General features: G+C 35.9%; 14 protein-coding genes. 13 read left to right on the top strand and 1 reads right to left on the bottom strand.

Features of this window, described 5'->3' with window-relative positions; genetic code table 11:
- Positions 1-27: 27 nt before the first annotated feature.
- Positions 28-933 carry a glycosyltransferase family 2 protein gene (locus tag EIP89_RS06380; protein ID WP_124397837.1) on the top strand — a complete coding sequence of 302 codons (906 nt, stop codon included), beginning with the start codon at positions 28-30 and terminating at the stop codon, positions 931-933.
- Here EIP89_RS06380 and EIP89_RS06375 read toward each other — a convergent pair.
- The gene (locus EIP89_RS06375) at positions 926-3253 is read right to left on the bottom strand and encodes a response regulator (protein ID WP_218019340.1); all 2328 of its coding nucleotides are present in this window, start codon (positions 3251-3253) and stop codon (positions 926-928) included. The genes EIP89_RS06380 and EIP89_RS06375 overlap by 8 nt on opposite strands.
- A 258-nt stretch (positions 3254-3511) precedes the next feature.
- Here EIP89_RS06375 and EIP89_RS06370 point away from each other — a divergent pair, with 258 nt between their 5' ends.
- The 12 genes from EIP89_RS06370 (at position 3512) to gldA (ending at position 20604) form a co-directional block, all read left to right on the top strand.
- Positions 3512-4513 (top strand): AAA family ATPase, encoded by a 1002-nt coding sequence (locus tag EIP89_RS06370; RefSeq protein WP_124397835.1) that lies wholly within the window; start codon positions 3512-3514, stop codon positions 4511-4513.
- On the top strand, positions 4514-5377 hold the full coding sequence (locus EIP89_RS06365; protein WP_124397834.1) for a DUF58 domain-containing protein: 864 nt from the start codon (positions 4514-4516) through the stop codon (positions 5375-5377).
- Positions 5374-6273 carry a hypothetical protein gene (locus EIP89_RS06360; RefSeq protein WP_124397833.1) on the top strand — a complete coding sequence of 300 codons (900 nt, stop codon included), beginning with the start codon at positions 5374-5376 and terminating at the stop codon, positions 6271-6273. Before EIP89_RS06365 ends, EIP89_RS06360 begins: the two co-directional genes overlap by 4 nt.
- 9 nt (positions 6274-6282) lie before the next feature.
- Positions 6283-7272, top strand: coding sequence for a VWA domain-containing protein (locus EIP89_RS06355; protein ID WP_124397832.1), 990 nt, complete (start codon positions 6283-6285; stop codon positions 7270-7272).
- Positions 7269-8285: a vWA domain-containing protein gene (locus EIP89_RS06350; protein WP_124397831.1), complete on the top strand. Its 1017-nt coding sequence runs from the start codon at positions 7269-7271 to the stop codon at positions 8283-8285. Before EIP89_RS06355 ends, EIP89_RS06350 begins: the two co-directional genes overlap by 4 nt.
- Positions 8282-8959, top strand: a complete 678-nt coding sequence (locus EIP89_RS06345) for a tetratricopeptide repeat protein (protein WP_124397830.1) — start codon at positions 8282-8284, stop codon at positions 8957-8959. Before EIP89_RS06350 ends, EIP89_RS06345 begins: the two co-directional genes overlap by 4 nt.
- Complete coding sequence (locus EIP89_RS06340) at positions 8943-10712, top strand: BatD family protein (protein WP_124397829.1); 1770 nt, start codon at positions 8943-8945, stop codon at positions 10710-10712. The genes EIP89_RS06345 and EIP89_RS06340 overlap by 17 nt, the downstream gene beginning before the upstream one ends.
- Positions 10713-10720: 8 nt before the next feature.
- On the top strand, positions 10721-11461 hold the full coding sequence (locus EIP89_RS06335; RefSeq protein WP_124397828.1) for a tetratricopeptide repeat protein: 741 nt from the start codon (positions 10721-10723) through the stop codon (positions 11459-11461).
- A gap of 102 nt (positions 11462-11563) precedes the next feature.
- Entirely contained in the window at positions 11564-12148 is a 585-nt protein-coding gene (gene ruvA / locus EIP89_RS06330; RefSeq protein WP_124397827.1) for a Holliday junction branch migration protein RuvA, read from the top strand.
- Positions 12149-12325: 177 nt separating this feature from the next.
- Positions 12326-19429 carry a T9SS outer membrane translocon Sov/SprA gene (gene sov, locus EIP89_RS06325; RefSeq protein ID WP_160160542.1) on the top strand — a complete coding sequence of 2368 codons (7104 nt, stop codon included), beginning with the start codon at positions 12326-12328 and terminating at the stop codon, positions 19427-19429.
- 11 nt (positions 19430-19440) lie between these two features.
- Positions 19441-19671 (top strand): exodeoxyribonuclease VII small subunit, encoded by a 231-nt coding sequence (xseB, locus tag EIP89_RS06320; RefSeq protein ID WP_124397825.1) that lies wholly within the window; start codon positions 19441-19443, stop codon positions 19669-19671.
- 18 nt (positions 19672-19689) lie between these two features.
- Complete coding sequence (gene gldA, locus EIP89_RS06315; RefSeq protein ID WP_124397824.1) at positions 19690-20604, top strand: gliding motility-associated ABC transporter ATP-binding subunit GldA; 915 nt, start codon at positions 19690-19692, stop codon at positions 20602-20604.
- The last annotated feature ends 3 nt before the right edge of the window (positions 20605-20607 follow it).

Below are 20607 nucleotides of genomic sequence, written 5' to 3'. Positions count from 1 at the left end.
TATTAGCTTTGGGCAGTTTTTTTTTATATGATTTTTAAATCAAAAAAAAGTACTTCAATAGTTGGACCTATTGACGGGTTTTCAATTTTAATCCCTACATGGAATAATCTTCAATATTTACAGCTTTGTATTGATGGTATATCTAAATATTCCTCGTTAAAACATCAAATCATATTAGCCATTAATGAAGGAAAGGATGGGACATTAGTATTCGCAGAAAAAAAACAGATAAGTTATGTGCACTTTGAGAAAAACGTCGGAGTATGTTTAGCTGTTAATGCCGCTCGATCCTTAGCAATATCAGATTATGTAGTTTACATGAATGATGATATGGTACCATTACCGGGTTGGGATATTCAATTGATGGAAGAAATTAGAAAGTGCGACTCAAAATTGTTTATGATTTCCTCTACGATGATTGAACCTTATGAAACAAATAATCCTTGCGTAATCGTTCAAAATTTTGGTACTGATTACAAATCATTTGATGAAAAATCTGCTGTCAGATTTGTAAAAAAGATTTCTAGAAATAATTGGAAAGGAGCTTCTTGGCCACCATTTGTTGTACACAAGGATGTTTGGGATATTGTTGGTGGCTTTGGTATTGAATACTCTCCTGGATTTTATTCAGATCCTGATTTTTCTCTTAAGCTTTACCTTTTGGGCGTTCGACATTTTATAGGTTGTGGAAAATCTTTAGTCTATCATTTTGGAACAAAATCTACAAAACGAGTCAAAAAAAATAATGGTAAAGATCTTTTCCTTTTAAAATGGGGTATAACTGCCTCTGATTTTTATTCCAATGTTCTCAATCTTGGGGAGGATTTTGAAAAAGATAATAACCCATGGAAAATAACGAATTTCCTAAGAATTAAATACCTTGCTAAATCTATAAAAGCGTTATTAAACAGACCTTTTAAACTAATCAAATAGCTATTTTATTTTCATTTAAAAAGCTTCTAAGTCCTTGCCATTTTAAGATACACTCTTTTATTTCAAGCGGCTTTACCGGCTTTGATACAAAATCATTCATTCCTACTTCCAAACATTCATCTCTATCCCTATCTGTTGCATTTGCTGTTACTGCAATAATTACAGGTCTATCACTAATATTTTTTAGTATTTGTCTTGTAGCTTCTAATCCATCCATTTCTGGCATTTGAATATCCATAAAAATAATGTCATAGCTTCTAGTTAAAGCTTTTTCTACTGCAACCTTACCATTTTCTGCTATATCAGCCGTATATCCAAGATTTTTTAACATCATTAGCATCAACTTTTGGTTCACTGGATTATCTTCAGCAACTAATAATTTCAGTGATGGGTCAAGTTCAATCTTTCTAAATACTGTGTTTTCCTTAACACTGCTTGTTTTATCTGCTTTCCGCAAAAGAATACTGAAGGTGAATGTACTACCTTTATTTACCTCACTTTTTACACTAACAGATCCGCCCATCAAACTAATTAATTGTTGTGCTAATGCCAAGCCTAATCCTATACCACCATGCTTACGTGCATGTGAACCATCGGCCTGTTTAAAACGGTTAAATAAATCGTTTAATTTTTCTTTTGAAATTCCCTGACCGGTATCTGAAATTGAAAATTCTATTTCTTGAATATTGTCGTTGTTTTTCATTAATTTTCCTGAAATTACAACTTTACCCTTTTGAGTAAATTTAAATGCATTGCTAATGAAATGAACAAATATTTGTTTAATTCTCAGCTCGTCACCTACTAGAATTTCGTCAATATTAGGATCTATTAATATGTCTAAATCTATGCTCTTATCCTTTCTAAAATGATTAGTTAATTCTACACTTTTATTTATGATTTCTCTTATGTTTAATTTATTGTATTTTAATTGTATTTTGCCAGACTCTAGATCACTCAAATTCAAAATATCGTCTATAATTGAGGTTAATCTTTCAGTATTTTGAATAATACTTTCAACTTTATTAAGTTTATTAGGATCTGTCTCATTTGTTTTTAACATTGAAGCCATACCCATTATTCCATTTAGAGGAGTTCTTAATTCATGGGACATCGTTGATATAAATTCGTTTTTAGCTCTTGCTGACTCTTCTACTGCTATATAAAGTTGTTTAATTCTCACGCTGTATTTATACATCAAGAGGAATATATGTATTCCTAAAAACAGGAAAAATATTAACCCATCAATAAATATATTAGAAGTAAAAAAGTGAAATTCATTATTTAAAAAATAGATACTTAATAGAAGCAATGAAAAAGCTGCTAATGAGCTTAGAAGTTTTTTCCGTTCGTTAAATATTACGGTTTTTGAAAATACATAAAAAAGATATAACGTGATTACAGGAACGAACCCAAGAAAGAATGCAGGAAGTATCATTGTGACGTGATACGCTGGTATAATAACTCCTGTAATTCCAAAAAGAAGCAATACTAAACTTATGACTAATGCGATATTTCTATTTAAATATTTTGGAAATATGTAATAAGTATAAACAAAAAACGAACTAAATGTTAGCATTACAGATAACACTCCTATTTTTATATTTAAATAATAATTTATACCTTGGAAAAACGAACTAAAAATATCGCTTTTGTAAATACTGTATTGAATGGCAAAAAATAATGAGAAAATTGAAAATGAAATAAATTCATATCCCAAATTACCCATAAAGTATATAAAGAAAAAGATAATGGCACTTACGAGAAATGAACCTAATATTACTGCGTCAGTAATAAGAATTTTATTGTTTATGTTAAGTAAATAATTATAAGCTCCAATGATAGGAGGTGATATGATCCCACCTTCAAAATGATCAAAATTTGCAACGTGAATTACAATGTCGAATGTTTTACTTTTTTGTGGGTCTAATTCTATAAATACTGTTTTTAGTGCTGGTTTATAACTGCTTTTTTTGTTTGAAACTACTCCTACTGATGTATATAAATCACCGTTAACGTAAAACTTTGCAGCACAATAAATTTTTGGAAATTTTATGACAAGACGCGGGTTTTCTTCTCCTACTTTAATTCGAGTATAGTAAGTGGCATACCCTGTATTTGATTCAATAATGCCTGCTTTGTTTAAATTATGCCATGTTTCATTTGCGTTGATTTTATAACCTCTTAGATTTTTTAATGAATTAATTTGTTTACTTGTATAAAACTCGTTTGGGAAAAACAGCCATCCATCGTTTATTACAGAAGGAAAGTCATTGTAATAGTTATTGTTCGTCAAGTCAAATACTTGACCTGTAGATTTCAAGGCGATTAAGAGAAATACAAAAACGAAATTTATTACTCTGAACATGACACCTTATAATCTCAACCTTTATACCAATAGATTAATCAATCTTAATAAACTGAAATTCAAGCATTACCCTATTGATTATCCCATTGATGTATCCAAATATGAAATATATTTCCAATATTTGGAATTTTAATGTATCTTTTAGTTTTATAGCTTTTTACGTAGCTCTTTACTTTCCATAGATTAATATTTTTGCTTGCAAATAAATTTTAGATGAGTGAAATTAATAAAGAATTGCAAATCATAGCAGAAGAAATCGAGAAATCCTCGCAATTTTTAAGGGATATAAAAAACGAACTCTCGAAAGTCTTGATAGGCCAGGAGTACATGGTCGACAGACTTTTAATCGGGTTACTCTCTTCAGGTCACATTTTACTTGAAGGTGTACCTGGATTAGCTAAAACATTGGCCATTAAATCGTTGGCATCTTGTTTTGAAGCCAAATTTTCAAGAATACAATTTACGCCCGATTTATTGCCTTCAGATGTTATTGGCACTCAGATTTACAATGTCCAAAAAAATGAATTTACCGTTCGCAAAGGTCCTATATTTGGTAATTTTATATTAGCTGACGAAATCAACAGAGCTCCGGCAAAAGTGCAAAGTGCACTACTGGAGGCTATGCAAGAAAAACAGGTCACAATTGGTGAAGAAACTTTTCAAATTCCAGAGCCGTTTTTAGTCCTTGCAACACAAAATCCACTTGAGCAAGAGGGTACTTACCCATTGCCCGAGGCGCAGCTCGACCGCTTTTTTATGAAAATAGTAATTACCTATCCATCTGAAGAGGATGAGTTGAGAATTTTAAGGAATTATGTTAATCAGCTCAATGATATAAATGTATCACCAGTAGCATCACTTTCACATGTATTTGAAGGCCGCAGGTTGGTTTCTTCCATTTACATGGATGAAAAAATTGAAAAATACATTGTTGACCTTGTATTTGCTACGCGTAAGCCGCAGTCCTACGGTTTAGCCCCTCTTAAAGCTTTGATTTCTTACGGGGTATCACCTAGGGCTACCTTGGCTTTAGCAAAAGCAGCTAAAGCTAATGCGTTTTTACAAGGAAGACCTTTTGTTCTACCCGATGACGTAAAAAGTGTCATTCACGATGTTTTTAGACACAGAATAGGTCTTACATATGAGGCAGAAGCTGAGGAGTTAACAACTGATTACATTATCGACAAACTTATTGAAACCATCCAAGTGCCCTAAATGGATACAAAAGAGCTGCTGAAAAAGGTAAGACAAATAGAGATAAAGACTAAAAAACAAAGTAATGATATTCTAACTGGAAGTTATCACTCTGCTTTCAAAGGTAGAGGATTAACATTTTCGGAAGTTAGACCTTATTCTTTCGGAGACGACATTAGACGCATAGATTGGAAGGTAACAGCTCGTCTTTCTGAACCTCATGTAAAAATAATGGAGGAGGAAAGAGAGCTAACTATTTTGCTTTTGGTAGATCATAGCGCGTCTATGTCCTATGGAACTAAAAATGCAGAAAAATCAGACTATGTAGCTGAAATAGCTGCTTTAATTACTCTATCAGCACTTAAAAACAACGACAAAGTTGGGCTAATTACTTTTACCGATAAAGTAGAAAAAGTTCTAAAACCCGCAAAAGGCAGATTTCATGCACTTAAAATCATCAGAGAACTTATTTTTAATGATAATTTTTCACCATATTCTTCGATTAACGATGCAATCCAATATGTAAATAAAGTATTCAAAAGAAGAACAATTATCTTTTTAATATCTGACTTCTTGATTGATGATTATAATGAAAAACACTTCAGAAAATTATGTGCATATCACGATGTAACAGTCATACGAGTACAAGATCCAATTGAAAAAATTATTCCAACCTTAGGTTATATTAAAATAACAGACATTGAAAGTAATACATCCTATTGGATTAATCTTAATAAAAAGAATGTTCAATCCTATATTGAATATCGCAATAAAAAAAATGAACAAGTGAAAAAAATGTTTGAAAAATTTTCTGCCGGTTTTATAGACCTTACAACAAATGACAATTATCTGAAATCATTAATAAAATACTTTTCTGAAAAATGAAACGGAGATTTACAACAAGTTTTGTCATATTTTTAATTTTTTTCTTTCAGGTTTTTTCACAATCTGAAAAAATAAAAGTTATTCATAAATCTAACAGCATAGCTATTGGTCAATCTTTTGATTTAATTTTTCAATTGCCAAAAGCTGAGTATATTGTTTACCCAGAGTTGAACGATACATTAAATGGGTTTTATTTTCTCAATAAATGGGATACGTTGCTTGTAGACTCTAGTTATATTTTCACCAGGCTCAAAGCGGTAATATTAGACACAGGGATTTTTACTCTTCAACCGCTTACTTTTATTATAGATTCTATTCATCATATATCAGAACCCGTATCAATACAAGTATTCATTCCGCTACTCAAGGATGAAATAGAAATTTATGATATTAAAGAAAATATTTCTTTTTACGATAATCGTTGGATTTTATGGGTATCAATAATAGTAATAACAATATTATTTCTGTTCATTGTCAAAAGATATTTTCCGAGAAGAAAAAACACAAGTGGCAAAGAAGAAATGCCTCATATAAGTTTGGAGGACTATGTAATAAAAAATATAAAGGAGTACAATTACTTATACGAAAAAAATGAAATGCAATCTAGTGAGTATTTTTTTAAGATTGATAGTCTATTACGTGAATATTTAGAAAAAAAATATAATCAACCTTTCTTAGAATCAACAACTACAGAAATATTCGATTTAATAACCTTTTTGCCAGTAAGTATGCACTACACTGATGTGCTTAAGCAATTTTTTAAATATTCACAAATGATAAAGTTTGCAAAAGCAATTGATAATAAGACAAAAACCTTTGAAATTATGCAAAATATACTGTTATTTATTGAAAGTCAAAAACAAAATCCTTTTATGATTGAAGCACAAAAAAAATAACTTGTTAATATGTTGTTTGAAAGGCCTTATTTTTTATTACTTTTAGTCATTCCTATCTTTTATTTAATTAATTACTTTTTTAGTAAAAGGCAATTTTATCCCAATTTAAAAGTAAGCCATAATTCATTAAGCGATTATAAAAATCGCATTATAAATCCTGAAATATTTGGAAGGGTACTTAAAGCTATAGCAATTATTCTATTACTAATTTCTGTATCAGGGCCATATGTAAAACACGAGTACAGAAAAACTATAGATGGACAAGGAATTTCTATAATACTTGCCATCGACATATCAGCCAGTATGTTGGCAAAAGATTTCAAACCTGATAGACTGAGTGCCACGAAAAAAGTTGCTACTGAGTTTGTGCTTAACAGAACGGATGATTTAATTGGAATAGTTCTTTATGCAGGAGAAAGTTTTACAAAAATTCCATTGACGAGTGATAAAAATGCACTCGTAAATGCTATAAATGAAATTACTTATGGATTTGTTGATGATGGTACTGCTATAGGTATGGGACTTGCTACTGCAGTAAATCGTATAAAAAATTCCCCTACTAAAAGTAAAGTAATTATCTTAATGAGCGATGGGGAAAATAATATGGGAGAAATAGATCCTTTAACCGCTGCAGAAATGGCAGCTACATTTGGAATTAGAGTTTATACAATCGGTGTGGGTACAAAAGGTTATGCTTTAACACCTGTAGCATATGATTATTCTGGTAATTTAATTTTTGAAAATCGCCAGGTAACAATAGATGAAAATTTGCTAAAAAAGATTGCCAGTATTACGGGTGCTAGCTACTATCGAGCAACTGATGGAGTAGCTTTGAAAAAAATTTACGATGAAATAAATAAACTTGAAAGATCAAAAATAACAGAGATTAAATACGATACTAAAAGAGAATATTTTACATATTTTTTATATTCAGGAATGGCTTTATTTTTGTTAGATTGGCTTTTAAAAATAATTCTTTTTAGAAATTTAATTGAATGAATATCGAATTTCAACATATTGAATACGTTATTTATGGCATTCTGTTCGCTTTAGTCTTATTTACTTTATCAGGTATTTTAATTAATAAATTTAAAAAGTTATCTAGGAAGATTGTTGAAAATATTTTTTATGAAAAAATATTTAAGTATTATGATTACAAGAGAATAACAAGCAAGTATATTTTAAAATTTTTTATCTTAATTCTTTTATTTTTATCAGCTGCAAATCCAAGAGAATATACAACAACACGGAAAAAAGAATCATCGAGTTGTGAAATAATTTTTTGTTTAGATATTTCCAATAGCATGTTAGCTGATGATATTTCACCTAATCGATTGGAATTTTCCCGTCAAATTATACTAAATGTTTTAAAAAATATTCAAGATGATAAAGTTGGTTTAGTTGTTTATGCTGGCACATCAGCGCTTTTACAACCAATGACTTCAGATTTAGAGAATGTATATTCTTTAGTCAAAAACGTAAATACAGATTATATTTTAACCCAAGGAACTAATATCGAAGAGGCACTCGAGCGCTCTATTTCTTTATTCAATCCGTCGAGTTCGGCTGATAAAATTCTGATTTTACTTACTGATGGAGAAGAACACGAAGGCCAAATGAAAAGAATTCTTGAAAACCTAAGAGAATTAAATGTAAAACTATTTATAGTAGGTGTTGGCACGGTAGTAGGAGGACCGATTCCAGTTTCTAGTAATTTTGGTAAAGATTATAAAAGAGATAAATACGGAAATGTGGTCATTACTAAACTAAATGAAAATAATCTCAAAGAATTAGCTAAACAATTAGATGGATTATACCTTCATTCAAAATCTACCTCGCAAATTTCTTCTATTTTGTTACAAGAAATTGATAAAGCAAAACGTATAGAAACAGAAAGAAACATTCAAAGTGGATATTCAAGTTTATATTATATTCCACTTATTGGTGCTTGCATTTTATTGTTGATTGATTTAATAGTTTTTGATTATTTATATTTTATCCTCAAGAAATGAAAGATGTCATAAAAATAATAATTTTATACTTGATAAATATTACCATTTTATCTGGGCAAATTTCACCGTATAAAAGAAAAATAAATAAAGGTAATGAATACTTTGATAAAAAGAAATATGAAGAGGCAAGTAATATGTACAGAGAAGCTATTTCTAAACGAAAAGATAAACCAACTGATGAAGCACAGTACAATTACGGTAATTCTATCTATAAGCTGAACAACTTCGACCATGCAATTTCAATTTATGAGAACTTGGTAAATTCGACCAAAGATGAAAAAATTCGTTCCAGAGCATTTCATAATCTTGGAAATTCATATTACCAAAAGAATGATTACAAAAATGCTCTGGAAGCATACAAAAAAGCCCTTATTCTAAATCCGGAAGATTCTGAAACCCAATATAACTATGCCAGAACATATTCGAAGATTAAGGCTGGTCTGAATCAAAATAATAATTCTTCTCAAAATTCAAATGAATCAAAAGATGAAAATACAAGACAAAAATCGAATTCTAGTGATGAAAATAAATCAGAAAAAAAAGTAGAAATGGATGAAAAAATATTAGAGAATATGTTAAAATACATAGAATCTAAAGATCAATCCATTCAAGAAAAGGTAAGAAATAAAGAAAAAAAGAAGAATAAATCTGTGAAAAATGAAAAAGATTGGTAAATACAAAATATTTCTTTGCTTATTACTTTTTTTACAGTATTCTTCTACAATTTTAGCTCAAGAGAATCAATTGATTTCTAGAGCTTCAAAATATAGGGTAAATAAATATGAGGAATTTGAAATTAGCTTTACTATCAACGGACAAGGAACAAATTTTATCGAGCCAAAAAATCTTAGAGAGCATTTTACAGTAGTTTCAGGACCAAATAATCGGGTTTTTTCTACGTTTGACAACGCAGGATTTAGAACTGAACAAACGATTTCCTACATAATAATTGCCAAAAAAGTTGGTAAATTCATTATTTCTGAAGCCTCAATAAATGTTGGTGGTAAAACGATTAAATCAAAACCTATTGAAATAGAGGTAACTGCAGCTGCAACGGATGAAATAACTGATCCTAATGATCCTAAATTTATTGCTAAAAAGCTTGCATTTGTTAGAGTAAAAATTCCAAAAAATACTTTGTATGTCGGTGAAGGTATGGTTGTGGATTATTTATTGTATTACAGGACTTCGGTCTCTAACGTTGAAATTTTAAATGAGCCATCTTTTAATGGGTTCTATTCTGAAGTACTTAAAGATGAATCTCAACCATTTCAAGAACAAGTAAATGGTGAATTATACAATGTCATACCCTTAAAAAGGTATATGGTTTTTGGACAAAAAATTGGTAAGTTTGATGTAGGATCTCTTGAAGTTCGTATCCCTACTGAGGTACCCACAAATAGACGCGATTTTTTTAATCCATTTTTTGGGTCGGGTGCGATTGTAAACCAAATTTCTGTTTTCAAAACACCTCTATTAACAGTTAATCCCCTTCCTGCTACATCATCATACAAGGCCCCATTTTCAGGGGGTGTTGGAAATATGAAACTCAAGGCTTATTTAAGTAAATCAGAAGTAAATGTTGGAGAAGCTGTTTCTTTAATAATAACGCTGGAGGGTTCCGGAAACTTAAAAATGGTTACCTTACCTGAGTTAACATTTTCGGATCAATTTGATCAATTTGAACCTAAAATATCTGAAAGATACTCTATCACTTCTAAAGGATATAATGGTTCAAAAACTGTCGAGTATATTCTCGTTCCAAAATTAAAAGGAAATTATAAATTACCTAAAATTTCATTTTTGTATTTTAATACTACAAAAAACACTTATGAAGAAATTGTAATAGACAATTTGCAACTCAATGTAATTGGTGGAACATTTCACAGTGATGAAAATTTCGTATCAAAAGTAAAAGAAGATAAAGAGGAATCAAAAAATAAAAATATCAAAGATATATTGTTTATTAAAAACACTTTTAACCAAAGAAAAAGTTTATTCACTATAAGTTCAACCACTGTTTTATTTACGTGGTTTTTTGTTTTGTCCTTATCTGTTCTTATCCTCTTTGGTTTACGATGGTATTTAGTTAGATATTATAGTTCTTTTCAAAAAAAGAAAGAACTTAAAAATAAGCTAAGAGAAATTATAAATTCTATGGAAAAATCGAATTTAAGTCCAAAAGAAAAACTTAACTATTTGAATAAAAATTTTAAGAAGATTGTACTAAAGAGTTCGGATAATAAGGAAGCTACAATGAGTTCATTGAATAATCTTTTGTTAAATTCTATTTTTGCACATGATACTCAAAAGTTGATCATGATAATTTCGGATTCAGAAAAGGCAATCTATTCCGGAGTCAGTGATGATAAAATTTTATCTATCATTTCAGAATATGTTGAAATTTTAAAAAAGTATTTAAATTAAAAATAGTTATGAAAAAAATTTTTGTTATTTTAATATTTTTATTCTTAACACCAAATCTAACTTTTAGCTCGGTTATCGATTCTGTATTTTTAAAAGCTAATACATTGTACAAAGAGGGCAACTATCAAGAAGCCCTTTTGTTATATGATTCTTTATTAAACAGCGGTGTGGTATCTGGTGAATTGTTGTATAATGTTGGAAATGCTTCTTACAAAATCAATAAATTAGGCTATTCAAGATATTATTATGAAAGGGCATTGTATTTCATGCCTTTTGATGAAGATTTGATAACGAATTTAAACTTTGTACTCAGCAATATCCCGGGAGATTTTGGTTTCGGAATTCCATCAGTGGTTGAAAGACTTCAAAATTTTTTAAAATTTTCTAATTGGAAGTTTCTTTTTCTCTTTTTTTCATTGTTATTTTTAGTCCTTTATGTAGTTAAGTTCTGGAAATATTTAAAAAATAAAGTTACATATGATCTTGTAAAATCCATATTTTATGTAGTCTTAAGTTTTGTTTGCACTTTTTTATTCACTGTTTTAAATGATGAATCAAAAAATCGCTATGCAATTGTAGCTGAAAGTGTTTTAACAAAGAATGAGCCTTTTGAATCATCAGTAGATCTTTTTACACTTCATGAGGGGGCGAAAGTTATTTCAATTCAAACAGACGGTGAATTTGTAAAAATTAAATTACCAGATGGGAAGACCGGTTGGGTCAAAGGAAATTCCTTATTATACATGTAATTTTTTAATGAATATCTATGAATTATTTGTTTGAGATCTTCTAAGAGTCAGAGTTAAATTTTGCACAACGTATTTTTGCACAAGTCAGAGTGATAAAGAGTAATGTATTATTTTTTAGAGGGTACTGTAGAGTACTTACAGCCGACGCAATGCGTGCTCAATGTAAACGGAGTTGGCTGGCAACTGCAAATCAGCGTTTTTACTTTTGAAAAATTGGTTGTAGGGCAGAAGTTCAGACTATTTACTCATCTGATTGTTAGAGAAGATGCACATGTTTTATATGGCTTCTTAAGTGAAAGTGAGAGGGAGATTTTTCAACAGCTCATCAGCGTTTCAGGGGTTGGTGCTAATACAGCTCGACTAATTTTGAGTCATTTAAGGGTTGACGAACTCGTGGAAGTGATAGCATCGGGAAATGTAAACAGGCTCAAAGCTGTAAAAGGTATCGGAGCTAAAACGGCAGAGCGCTTAATTATCGATTTGCGAGATAAGGTTGCATCTATTACTGAAAATTACGCAGTTAAATCTACCACATCAAATACTAAAGCTGCAAAGGATGCGTTATCAGCTTTAGAAGTTTTAGGATATCCGCGTCCTGTGGCAAGTAAAGTAGTGGATAAAATTGTTCAAGAAAATCCGTTTTTAGACGTTGAATCGATTATTAAGTTGGCTCTAAAGAATTTGTAGTTGGGGGTGAGAGTACGGTCGTTAGCTCATATCGTTGTTTTATTATTCGGGTTTCTATCATTAAGTGCATTTCGCTTTCCATCCTTTACATCGAGAGGGGCTTCTTCAAAAATTCTAGTTGTACAAAGTGATACCACAAAAGACTCTACTAGGTACGATGTGCGTAAACCTTCTTCTTTGAATTTGAAAGACCCGGCAAATTTTAGGACCGAACTCGACTATGACCCAGTGCGAAATCTCTATATCGTTCGAAAATTTATTGGCAATACAGTCATTGACGCTCAATACTATACACCTGAAGAATTTCGCAAAATTCAATTTGCACAAGAAGATAGCAGATATTGGTCTGATAAATCAGGTAGTGGGGGTGGACTGAGAGATCGAAGTAAGCAATCTGATCCTAGGGAATCAGGATCAGCCCTACTGCCGCTGATCGAAATAAAGGGTGAAGCTTTTAAAAATATTTTTGGTAGTAATACCATAGAAATCAGGCCTCAGGGATCGGCGACGCTCACTCTCGGAGGCAGATTTCAGCGCCTGGAAAATCCAATGATTCCGGTTCGAAATCGCAGAACCTTCAACCTGGTTTTCAATCAGCGCATTCAGATGAACGTAAATGGTAAAATTGGAACGCGCTTGAATCTTGGATTTAATTACGATACACAGGCGACATTTCAGTTTGATAATCAAATTAAAACACAATTTACTGGTGAAGAAGACCAAATTCTGAAGAAATTAGAATTTGGTAATGTAAATATGCCCTTGAACAGTTCGCTGATCACAGGTGTACAAAGTCTTTTTGGGGTAAAGGCTCAAATGCAGTTTGGGAAGACCACAGTGACCACAATTTTTTCAGAGCAGAGAAGTCAAACGTCATCCATCAATTTGCAAGGGGGTGGGGCAGTGCAGGAGTTTTTTATTCAAGCTGATCAATACGAGGCAAACAGACATTATTTCCTCTCGCACTATTTCCGCGAGAACTATGAGCGTTTCCTTGCTAACATGCCTGTAATCACCTCGCCGATTCAAATTACCAGAATAGAGGTGTGGGTTACCAACCGTAGAAATGTAACTGAAAATGTGCGAAATATTGTCGCTTTCATGGATTTGGGCGAGGCTGATAGAGCCGGATGGGCATACCGCCATTCGCAGAGTGGACTTAATGAGCCGGATATCTTCTCAGGCACAGTTGATCGCCGGCATCCCGAATTGCCACACAATCAAATGAATAGGTTGAATCCTTCAACCATCCAGAACGAATATTCCGGTATACGAAACATTGCTACAGCCAACGCGGTTTTGAGCCAGGCAAAATTTGAACCGGGCATTGATTTCGAAGATCTTACCAATGCCCGGCTGTTGAGTCCAAACGAATACACCTTTCACCCTCAATTGGGATATATTTCGCTCAATCAGGCGCTTAACCAAGATGAGGTGCTTGCTGTAGCTTATCAATATACGGCTAATGGCAAGACTTATCAGGTAGGTGAGTTTAGCAACGATGGGGTATCTCCGCCTTCTACATTGATTTTAAAACTTTTGAAAGCTACCCTGCTGAATGTGAAGGTGCCTATGTGGCATCTGATGATGAAGAATGTGTATTCGTTAAATGCTTTTCAAATCAACCCGCAAGACTTCAGGCTTGATGTGCTGTATTGGAACGATGAGACCGGTGTACCTATACCTTTCTTGCCAGAGGGGAATCTAAGAAACGAATTGCTACTGCGCGTAATGGGGCTCGATAAGCTGAACAACAACAACGACCCATATCCTGATGGATTCTTTGACTTCGTGCCTAATGTAACGATTAATCCCCAAAACGGAAGGATATATTTTCCGGTGGTTGAGCCATTTGGTCGCCACCTCGCATCAAAACTCGACAACGACGAATTGAGGGCCAAATACGTATTCCAGCAGTTGTACGACAGTACGCGCTTCAGGGCACAAGAAATGACCAAGCTGAACAAATTCTTTTTAAAGGGAAGATATAAATCGGCTTCAGGCAGTGAAATTCAACTCAATGCCATCAATATTCCAAGAGGTTCCGTTTCTGTAACAGCCGGTGGTGTAAAACTGCAAGAAGGCACCCAATACACCGTAGATTACAATCTCGGTAGGGTGAGAATTTTAGATGAGGGCATTATTAATTCTGGCTTACCCATTCGGGTGGATTTTGAAAACAATGCGCTTTTCGGAGCCAACGTGAAAACTTTTGCGGGCATCAATGTAGACCACCGCGTGAGTGAACATTGGAACATCGGGGGTACCTTACTGCATCTTCGTGAACGACCCTTTACCCAAAAGGTAAATCTCGGTTTTGAACCTATAGCTAATACCATTTGGGGCTTAAATACCCAATACAGCAATCAGGCGCCCTTTTTGACAAAACTGGTCGATGCTATTCCCTTTCTTTCTACTAAAGCACCCTCTACTATAAATGCTCAGGGTGAATTTGCGCAGTTGATTCCCGGTTCGCCGAGGGCCATAAAGCTCAATCGCGAAGAGACTACCTATATTGATGATTTTGAAAGCTCTCAAACCCTTATTGACATCCGTAATCCCATGCGTTGGCAGTTGGCCAGTGTTCCATCAGGTCAACCTGAGTTATTTCCGGAAGCAGAGCTAAACAACGATATCCGCATTGGTTATAACCGTGCTCGATTGGCTTGGTATACCATCGATCCACTGTTTTTTCAAGCCAACTCACAAACACCGGCAAACGTTCGCGCTGACCGTGTAATGCGCTCAAATCACTACATGCGCGAGATACTGGTGAGAGAGGTATTTCCCAACAGACGTCTCGATCCCGCCATGCCTAGAAACATTCCGACTCTTGATCTTGCTTACTATCCCGACGAGAGAGGTCCTTACAACTTCGACGTGGAAGGAGAACCGGGAATATCAGCTGGTTTAAATGCCGATGGGAAGCTGAATAATCCGCGCAGCCGTTGGGGGGGAATCATGCGCGAACTACTCACCAACAATTTCGAAGAGCAAAACATTGAATTTATTCAGTTTTGGCTGCTCGACCCCTTCCTTGAAAATCCCAATCTTAAGGGGGGCGATTTATATTTTAATCTTGGAAATATTTCTGAGGATATTCTCAAAGATGGCCGTCAGGCCTTTGAGCAGGGAATACCCATTGACGGCAACTTGAACCAAGTGGACTCTACTGCTTGGGGAATTGTGCCAAAAATAGTGCCTCAGGTTCAGGCCTTTAACAACGAACCTGGTGCGCGCGAAGTACAAGATGTCGGTCTGGATGGACTAAACGACGAACTCGAGCGCCAGTGGTTTTTGCACAACGGACAGACATTCATTCAGCGGGTAGCAGCTCAGTTTGGCTCTGGATCAGCCGTGTATAATGCAATATTTAATGACCCGGCGGCAGATAATTATGAGTTTTACAGGTCGAATAATTACGACAATCAAGGAGCCACCATTTTAGAGCGGTACAAAAAATGGAATAATCCACAAGGCAATAGCGATATTTCGCAACCAGACGGTTATCCAAACACAGCAACTAACCGTCCTGACATGGAAGACGTAAACTCAGACCAAACGCTGGCGCGATCGGAAACCTATTTCCAATATCGCGTATCCATTCGCCCTCAAGATTTACAAATTGGCAAAAATTATATAACCGATGTCTTTCAAACCACTACCGATGTGTTGCCCGACGGTAGTAGAAAGCCCGTAACCTGGTATCAGTTTAAGGTGCCCATTTTTTCGCCAGATAAAGTGATTGGCCCGATTAGCGATTTCCGTTCCATTCGGTTTATTCGGATGTTTCTGCACAATTGGGAAAATCCGATCGTCTTGCGCTTTGCAGCCTTAGAATTGGTGCGTGGAGAATGGAGGCGCTATCCGTTTTCGCTTACGGGCATACGCGACGATCTGGCCACTGACGATAGAGACGGTACACTCTTCGAAGTAAACGTAGTAAATCTGGAAGAAAACGGACAGCGCAATCCCATTAATTATGTGCTGCCGCCAGGCATAGAGCGACAGGAGCTCTTTGCTACTTCATCTATTCAAGCTCAAAACGAACAGTCGCTCGCCATACGGGTATGTGATCTAAAAGATGGAGATGCAAGGGCGGTATTTAGAAACCTTGCGATGGACATGCGCTTGTACAAGCGACTCAGAATGTTTGTACACGCCGAACAGCGCGATGCTACCAAACCGCTGAAAAACGGCGATCTCACTGCCTTCATACGTCTTGGTGCCGACTTTAGTCAGAATTACTACGAATACGAAATTCCCCTACAAGTCACTCAGTGGGGCGAGGTTGACCCACGACTGATATGGCCGATAGAAAATGAGTTTGACATCAATATGGAAGAAATCCGGCAAATAAAACTGCAACGCGACAAGGCTGGATTCCCACTGCAAAGCAGATACACAGTGGACCTCGGCAACAGAAAAATAACCATTGTAGGAGTGCCAAATCTCGGCAACGTACGCACTATCATGATTGGAATTCGAAATCCCAAAAAACAATTGGGCGATCCAAACGACGATGGACAGCCTAAATGTGCTGAAATTTGGGTAAACGAGCTTCGACTTGGCGGATTTGACAACCGCGGTGGCTATGCTGCTGCCGGTAGAGTTAATGCTCAGCTGGCCGATTTCGCTAACATTACGCTCTCAGGAAACTACTCAACTGTAGGATTTGGTTCGATCGACCAGAATGTGAATGCCCGTCGCAAGGAAGAAATCATTGCCTACGATCTACAATCCAACTTTGAACTTGGCAAATTTTTCTCCGATAAAGTGCGGCTTCGCATACCTATGTTCGTCGGTTACGCAGAAGAATGGCGAAATCCGATGTTCAATCCGCTGGATATGGACATTGAATTTAAAGACGCTTTACGAAACATCGAAACACCCCAAGAGCGCGACTCTCTGCGAAGAATAGCTCAAACCTACACCTTGCGAAGGGGCATCAACTTCGCTAATGTGCGAAAGGAACGAACCAATACACGTCGGAAACCTCAGTTTTACGATATCGAAAACATAGCCTTATCCTACTCTTTTAATGAAATTTATTTCCGTAACATCAATACCGTTTCAGACATTCGTCGCGATTACAAAGGCTCTTTGAATTACAATTATCAAGCACAAGTAAAACCTGTTGAGCCATTTAAGAAAATCAAGTTTCTGCAAAACAAGCATTTAGCTCTCATCCGAGATTTCAATTTCAACTACATGCCCTCGCGCTTCACTTTCAGAACGGAGCTATGGAGGATTTACAACGAAGCCGAAATGCGCAATACGGATAACCCAACTTTTAGATTGCCTACTACGTATCAAAAAGCTTTCACTTTTAATCGCATTTACGACATTAGCTGGGATCTTACACGCGCCCTACGTGCAGATTTTCAAGCTCGAATGTTTACACGTATAGATGAGCCTGATGGACCAGCAACGGCTGATTCGGTGCGAAACGCTATTCGCGAAAATCTGCGGGCAGGTGGTCGCCCGACCAACTACCACCATACGCTAAATGTGAACTACGAAGTTCCTTTCAGTAAAATTCCATTGCTGAACTTTGTAAATACAAGTGTGCGCTACACGGCTGATTTTGACTGGACCACTAACTCGCTTTTGGCTATTTTAAATACTGACAATGATTCGCTTAATCTGGGCAATACCATCCAAAACTCTCAAAGTTGGCAATTCAATGGACAAGCGAATCTTGTAAACTTCTACAATAAAATCAAGTTTTTACAAGAAGCCAATCAAGGAAAGCCCCCTCAAAGACCAGGTCAACAGCGTCCAAATGTGCCGGCATCTTTAAGAGGAAATACCAATCAACCCAATCAGAATGCAAATAAGCAAGAAGAGGACAAAGAATCTGTTTTCCGGAAAATAGCAAAATCTTCAGCGCGTATCTTAATGAGCTTGCGCAATGTGGGAGGAGGATACACCATCACCCGAGGAAGTCTTTTACCTGGTTTCATGCCCACTCCCGGAATTTTAGGTCAGAATGGTTCAGCACCAGGGTACGATTTTGCCTTTGGTTCACAGCGCGATATTAAACCAAAAGCTGCTGAAAACGAATGGATTACCAAATCACCTTTGCTCAATAATCAATTCTCTCAAACCCATACTGAAAATCTAAACCTTCGAGCTACCATCGAACCGATTAATACCTTTAGAATCGAACTAACTTCACAGAGAAATAGTACCTTCAATCAAAACGGATTCTTCAGATTCGATGCCACAGCCTTTGATTATCAGGTTCAAAACCTCTTTCAGATGGGTACCTACACAACATCGTTCTGGGCTTTTCGCACTTCTTTTGAATCATTACGCGGCCCCGATTTCAGAAGCAATGTGTACGAGCAATTTCTTAAAAACAGAGAGGTGATCTCCGAACGATTGGTCGAATTGCGCAAACAAACCGATCCGACCTACAATCCTACCTTTAACAACAATCCTGATTCAGCTAACTATGGCTGGCAGGGCTACAGTTACGCATCTCAAGATGTATTACTTCCCGCCTTTCTTTCTGCTTTCGCAGGCATAGATCCGGGCACTGTGTCTCTTGATCCCCGTTACCGAAGAAATTCAATTCCCTTGCCTAATTGGCAACTTACCTATGACGGATTGAATAAAATTCCTTTTTTCAACAAGCACTTTACAAACATAGCTTTAAGGCATGGCTACACAGGTACTTATACACTCGGAAATTTCAATACCAACCTGATCCGCCAGCAGCGCATCGAAGATGGAGAACCTCCCATCAATGAAAATGGCGATTTTCTGCCCGAATTTCAAATTGTGTCGGCTACTATTGTAGAGCAGTGGTCACCTTTGGTGGGTGTAAACCTTCGAATGAAAAATTCACTGACTCTGCGAATCGATTACAAAAAAGACCGCACACAAAACTTAAGCCTCGCCAACAATCAGCTTACAGATTCGAGAGGCAATGAAATTGTAGTAGGCGCCGGTTATGTAGTAAAAGATGTAAAACTGCAGTTTGTAAGTTTGGGCGAAACAGGCAAGAAGCCGCAGTCGAATCTGGAGCTGCGCTGCGATGTATCAGTACGCGACAATCAGGTCATCATTCGGCGCATCGTAGAGCGCGTAGACCAGGTAACGGCTGGTAGTCGAATTACCACCATTAAAATTTCTGCAGACTACGCCATTTCAGCACGCGTGAATGCAAAAGTCTTTTACGATCAGATCATTTCTACCTACAAAACATCCAATGCTTTTCCAACCTCAAATACAAACGTAGGTATTTCAATCCGCGTTAATTTGGCGCAATAATTTCCTGTAACATGGAGAGTGCAGAAAACGAGCTGACCTACACCGCTGCTATGGATGAACTTCAAACCATAGCCGATCAGCTGGAACAAGAAGACATCGATCCGGATACAATGGTAAAGCTCATACAAAGAGCAGAGTTTCTTGTTAATTTTTGTAAGAAAAAACTATCAGAAACTGAAAAAACCGTTCAGGACATACTCTCGAAACTTCAGAATACCGATCAAGAAACTTTACCCTTTTAATGCGTAATTTTTTAAAATATGTCGCTCGAAGTACAGAAGGTTACAAAGATTTACGGAACACAGCGTGCCCTTGATAAAGTGAGTTTTAAAGTTAAGAAAGGGGAAATTGTAGGCTTTTTAGGCCCAAATGGGGCAGGAAAAAGTACTATGATGAAAATTCTCACAGGTTTTATTCCAGCCACTGAGGGATATGCAGCTGTAGATGGGCTCGACGTAAATCAACACAGCATAGAAGTCAGAAAAAAAATTGGGTATTTGCCTGAGCACAATCCTCTGTACCTCGACATGTACGTTCGCGAATTTCTCCGCTTTATGGCAGGTCTTCAGAAAGTGCCTAAAAGCCGGGTGGAAGAAATGATCGAAAAAACTGGACTGACACCTGAAGCGCACAAACGCATCGGACAACTTTCAAAAGGCTATCGCCAGCGCGTCGGTTTGGCTCACGCACTCATCCACGACCCAGAAGTTTTAATTCTCGATGAGCCAACTACCGGCCTGGATCCTAATCAAATTGTGGAAATACGCCAGCTCATCAAGGAGCTTGGCCGTTCAAAGACCGTAATGCTCTCTACGCACATTATGCAAGAGGTAGAGATTCTCTGCGATCGGGTTATCATTATTAACAAAGGAAAAATAGTGGCTGACACTACTACCGAAGCTCTTAAACAAGCCTCCGGTCGACAGACCTTGGTCGTTCAGCTCGAAAAAGAAGTCAGTGCTGCTTGGTTTAAGTCGATAGACGGTGTTTTAAAGGTGAAGCGAGAAGCAAGTCATTGGCTCATCGACACAGATGCCCAAAAGGACTTGAGAAAAGCCATTTTTGAAAAAGCTGTAGCTACCGGAAATGCCATCCTCAGCATTCAGCTAAAGGATGTAAAACTTGAGGATGTCTTCAGACTGCTTACACAGTCAGAAAAACAACCTCAAGCTTAAATA

It is taken from the genome of Thermaurantimonas aggregans (assembly GCF_003851885.1).
Taxonomy (GTDB): Bacteria; Bacteroidota; Bacteroidia; order Flavobacteriales; family Schleiferiaceae; genus Thermaurantimonas; species Thermaurantimonas aggregans.
This window is presented reverse-complemented; position numbering and strand designations above follow the sequence as displayed.

What these genes read in the sequence shown, in the direction of transcription:
- EIP89_RS06335 (WP_124397828.1), top strand. Translation starts at nt 10,721, where the DNA reads ATGAAAAAAATTTTTGTTATTTTAATATTTTTATTCTTAACACCAAAT.
- EIP89_RS06370 (WP_124397835.1), top strand. Translation starts at nt 3,512, where the DNA reads ATGAGTGAAATTAATAAAGAATTGCAAATCATAGCAGAAGAAATCGAG.
- EIP89_RS06340 (WP_124397829.1), top strand. Translation starts at nt 8,943, where the DNA reads ATGAAAAAGATTGGTAAATACAAAATATTTCTTTGCTTATTACTTTTT.
- EIP89_RS06355 (WP_124397832.1), top strand. Translation starts at nt 6,283, where the DNA reads ATGTTGTTTGAAAGGCCTTATTTTTTATTACTTTTAGTCATTCCTATC.
- EIP89_RS06380 (WP_124397837.1), top strand. Translation starts at nt 28, where the DNA reads ATGATTTTTAAATCAAAAAAAAGTACTTCAATAGTTGGACCTATTGAC.
- ruvA (WP_124397827.1), top strand. Translation starts at nt 11,564, where the DNA reads ATGTATTATTTTTTAGAGGGTACTGTAGAGTACTTACAGCCGACGCAA.
- gldA (WP_124397824.1), top strand. Translation starts at nt 19,690, where the DNA reads ATGTCGCTCGAAGTACAGAAGGTTACAAAGATTTACGGAACACAGCGT.
- EIP89_RS06360 (WP_124397833.1), top strand. Translation starts at nt 5,374, where the DNA reads ATGAAACGGAGATTTACAACAAGTTTTGTCATATTTTTAATTTTTTTC.
- EIP89_RS06365 (WP_124397834.1), top strand. Translation starts at nt 4,514, where the DNA reads ATGGATACAAAAGAGCTGCTGAAAAAGGTAAGACAAATAGAGATAAAG.
- xseB (WP_124397825.1), top strand. Translation starts at nt 19,441, where the DNA reads ATGGAGAGTGCAGAAAACGAGCTGACCTACACCGCTGCTATGGATGAA.
- EIP89_RS06345 (WP_124397830.1), top strand. Translation starts at nt 8,282, where the DNA reads ATGAAAGATGTCATAAAAATAATAATTTTATACTTGATAAATATTACC.
- EIP89_RS06350 (WP_124397831.1), top strand. Translation starts at nt 7,269, where the DNA reads ATGAATATCGAATTTCAACATATTGAATACGTTATTTATGGCATTCTG.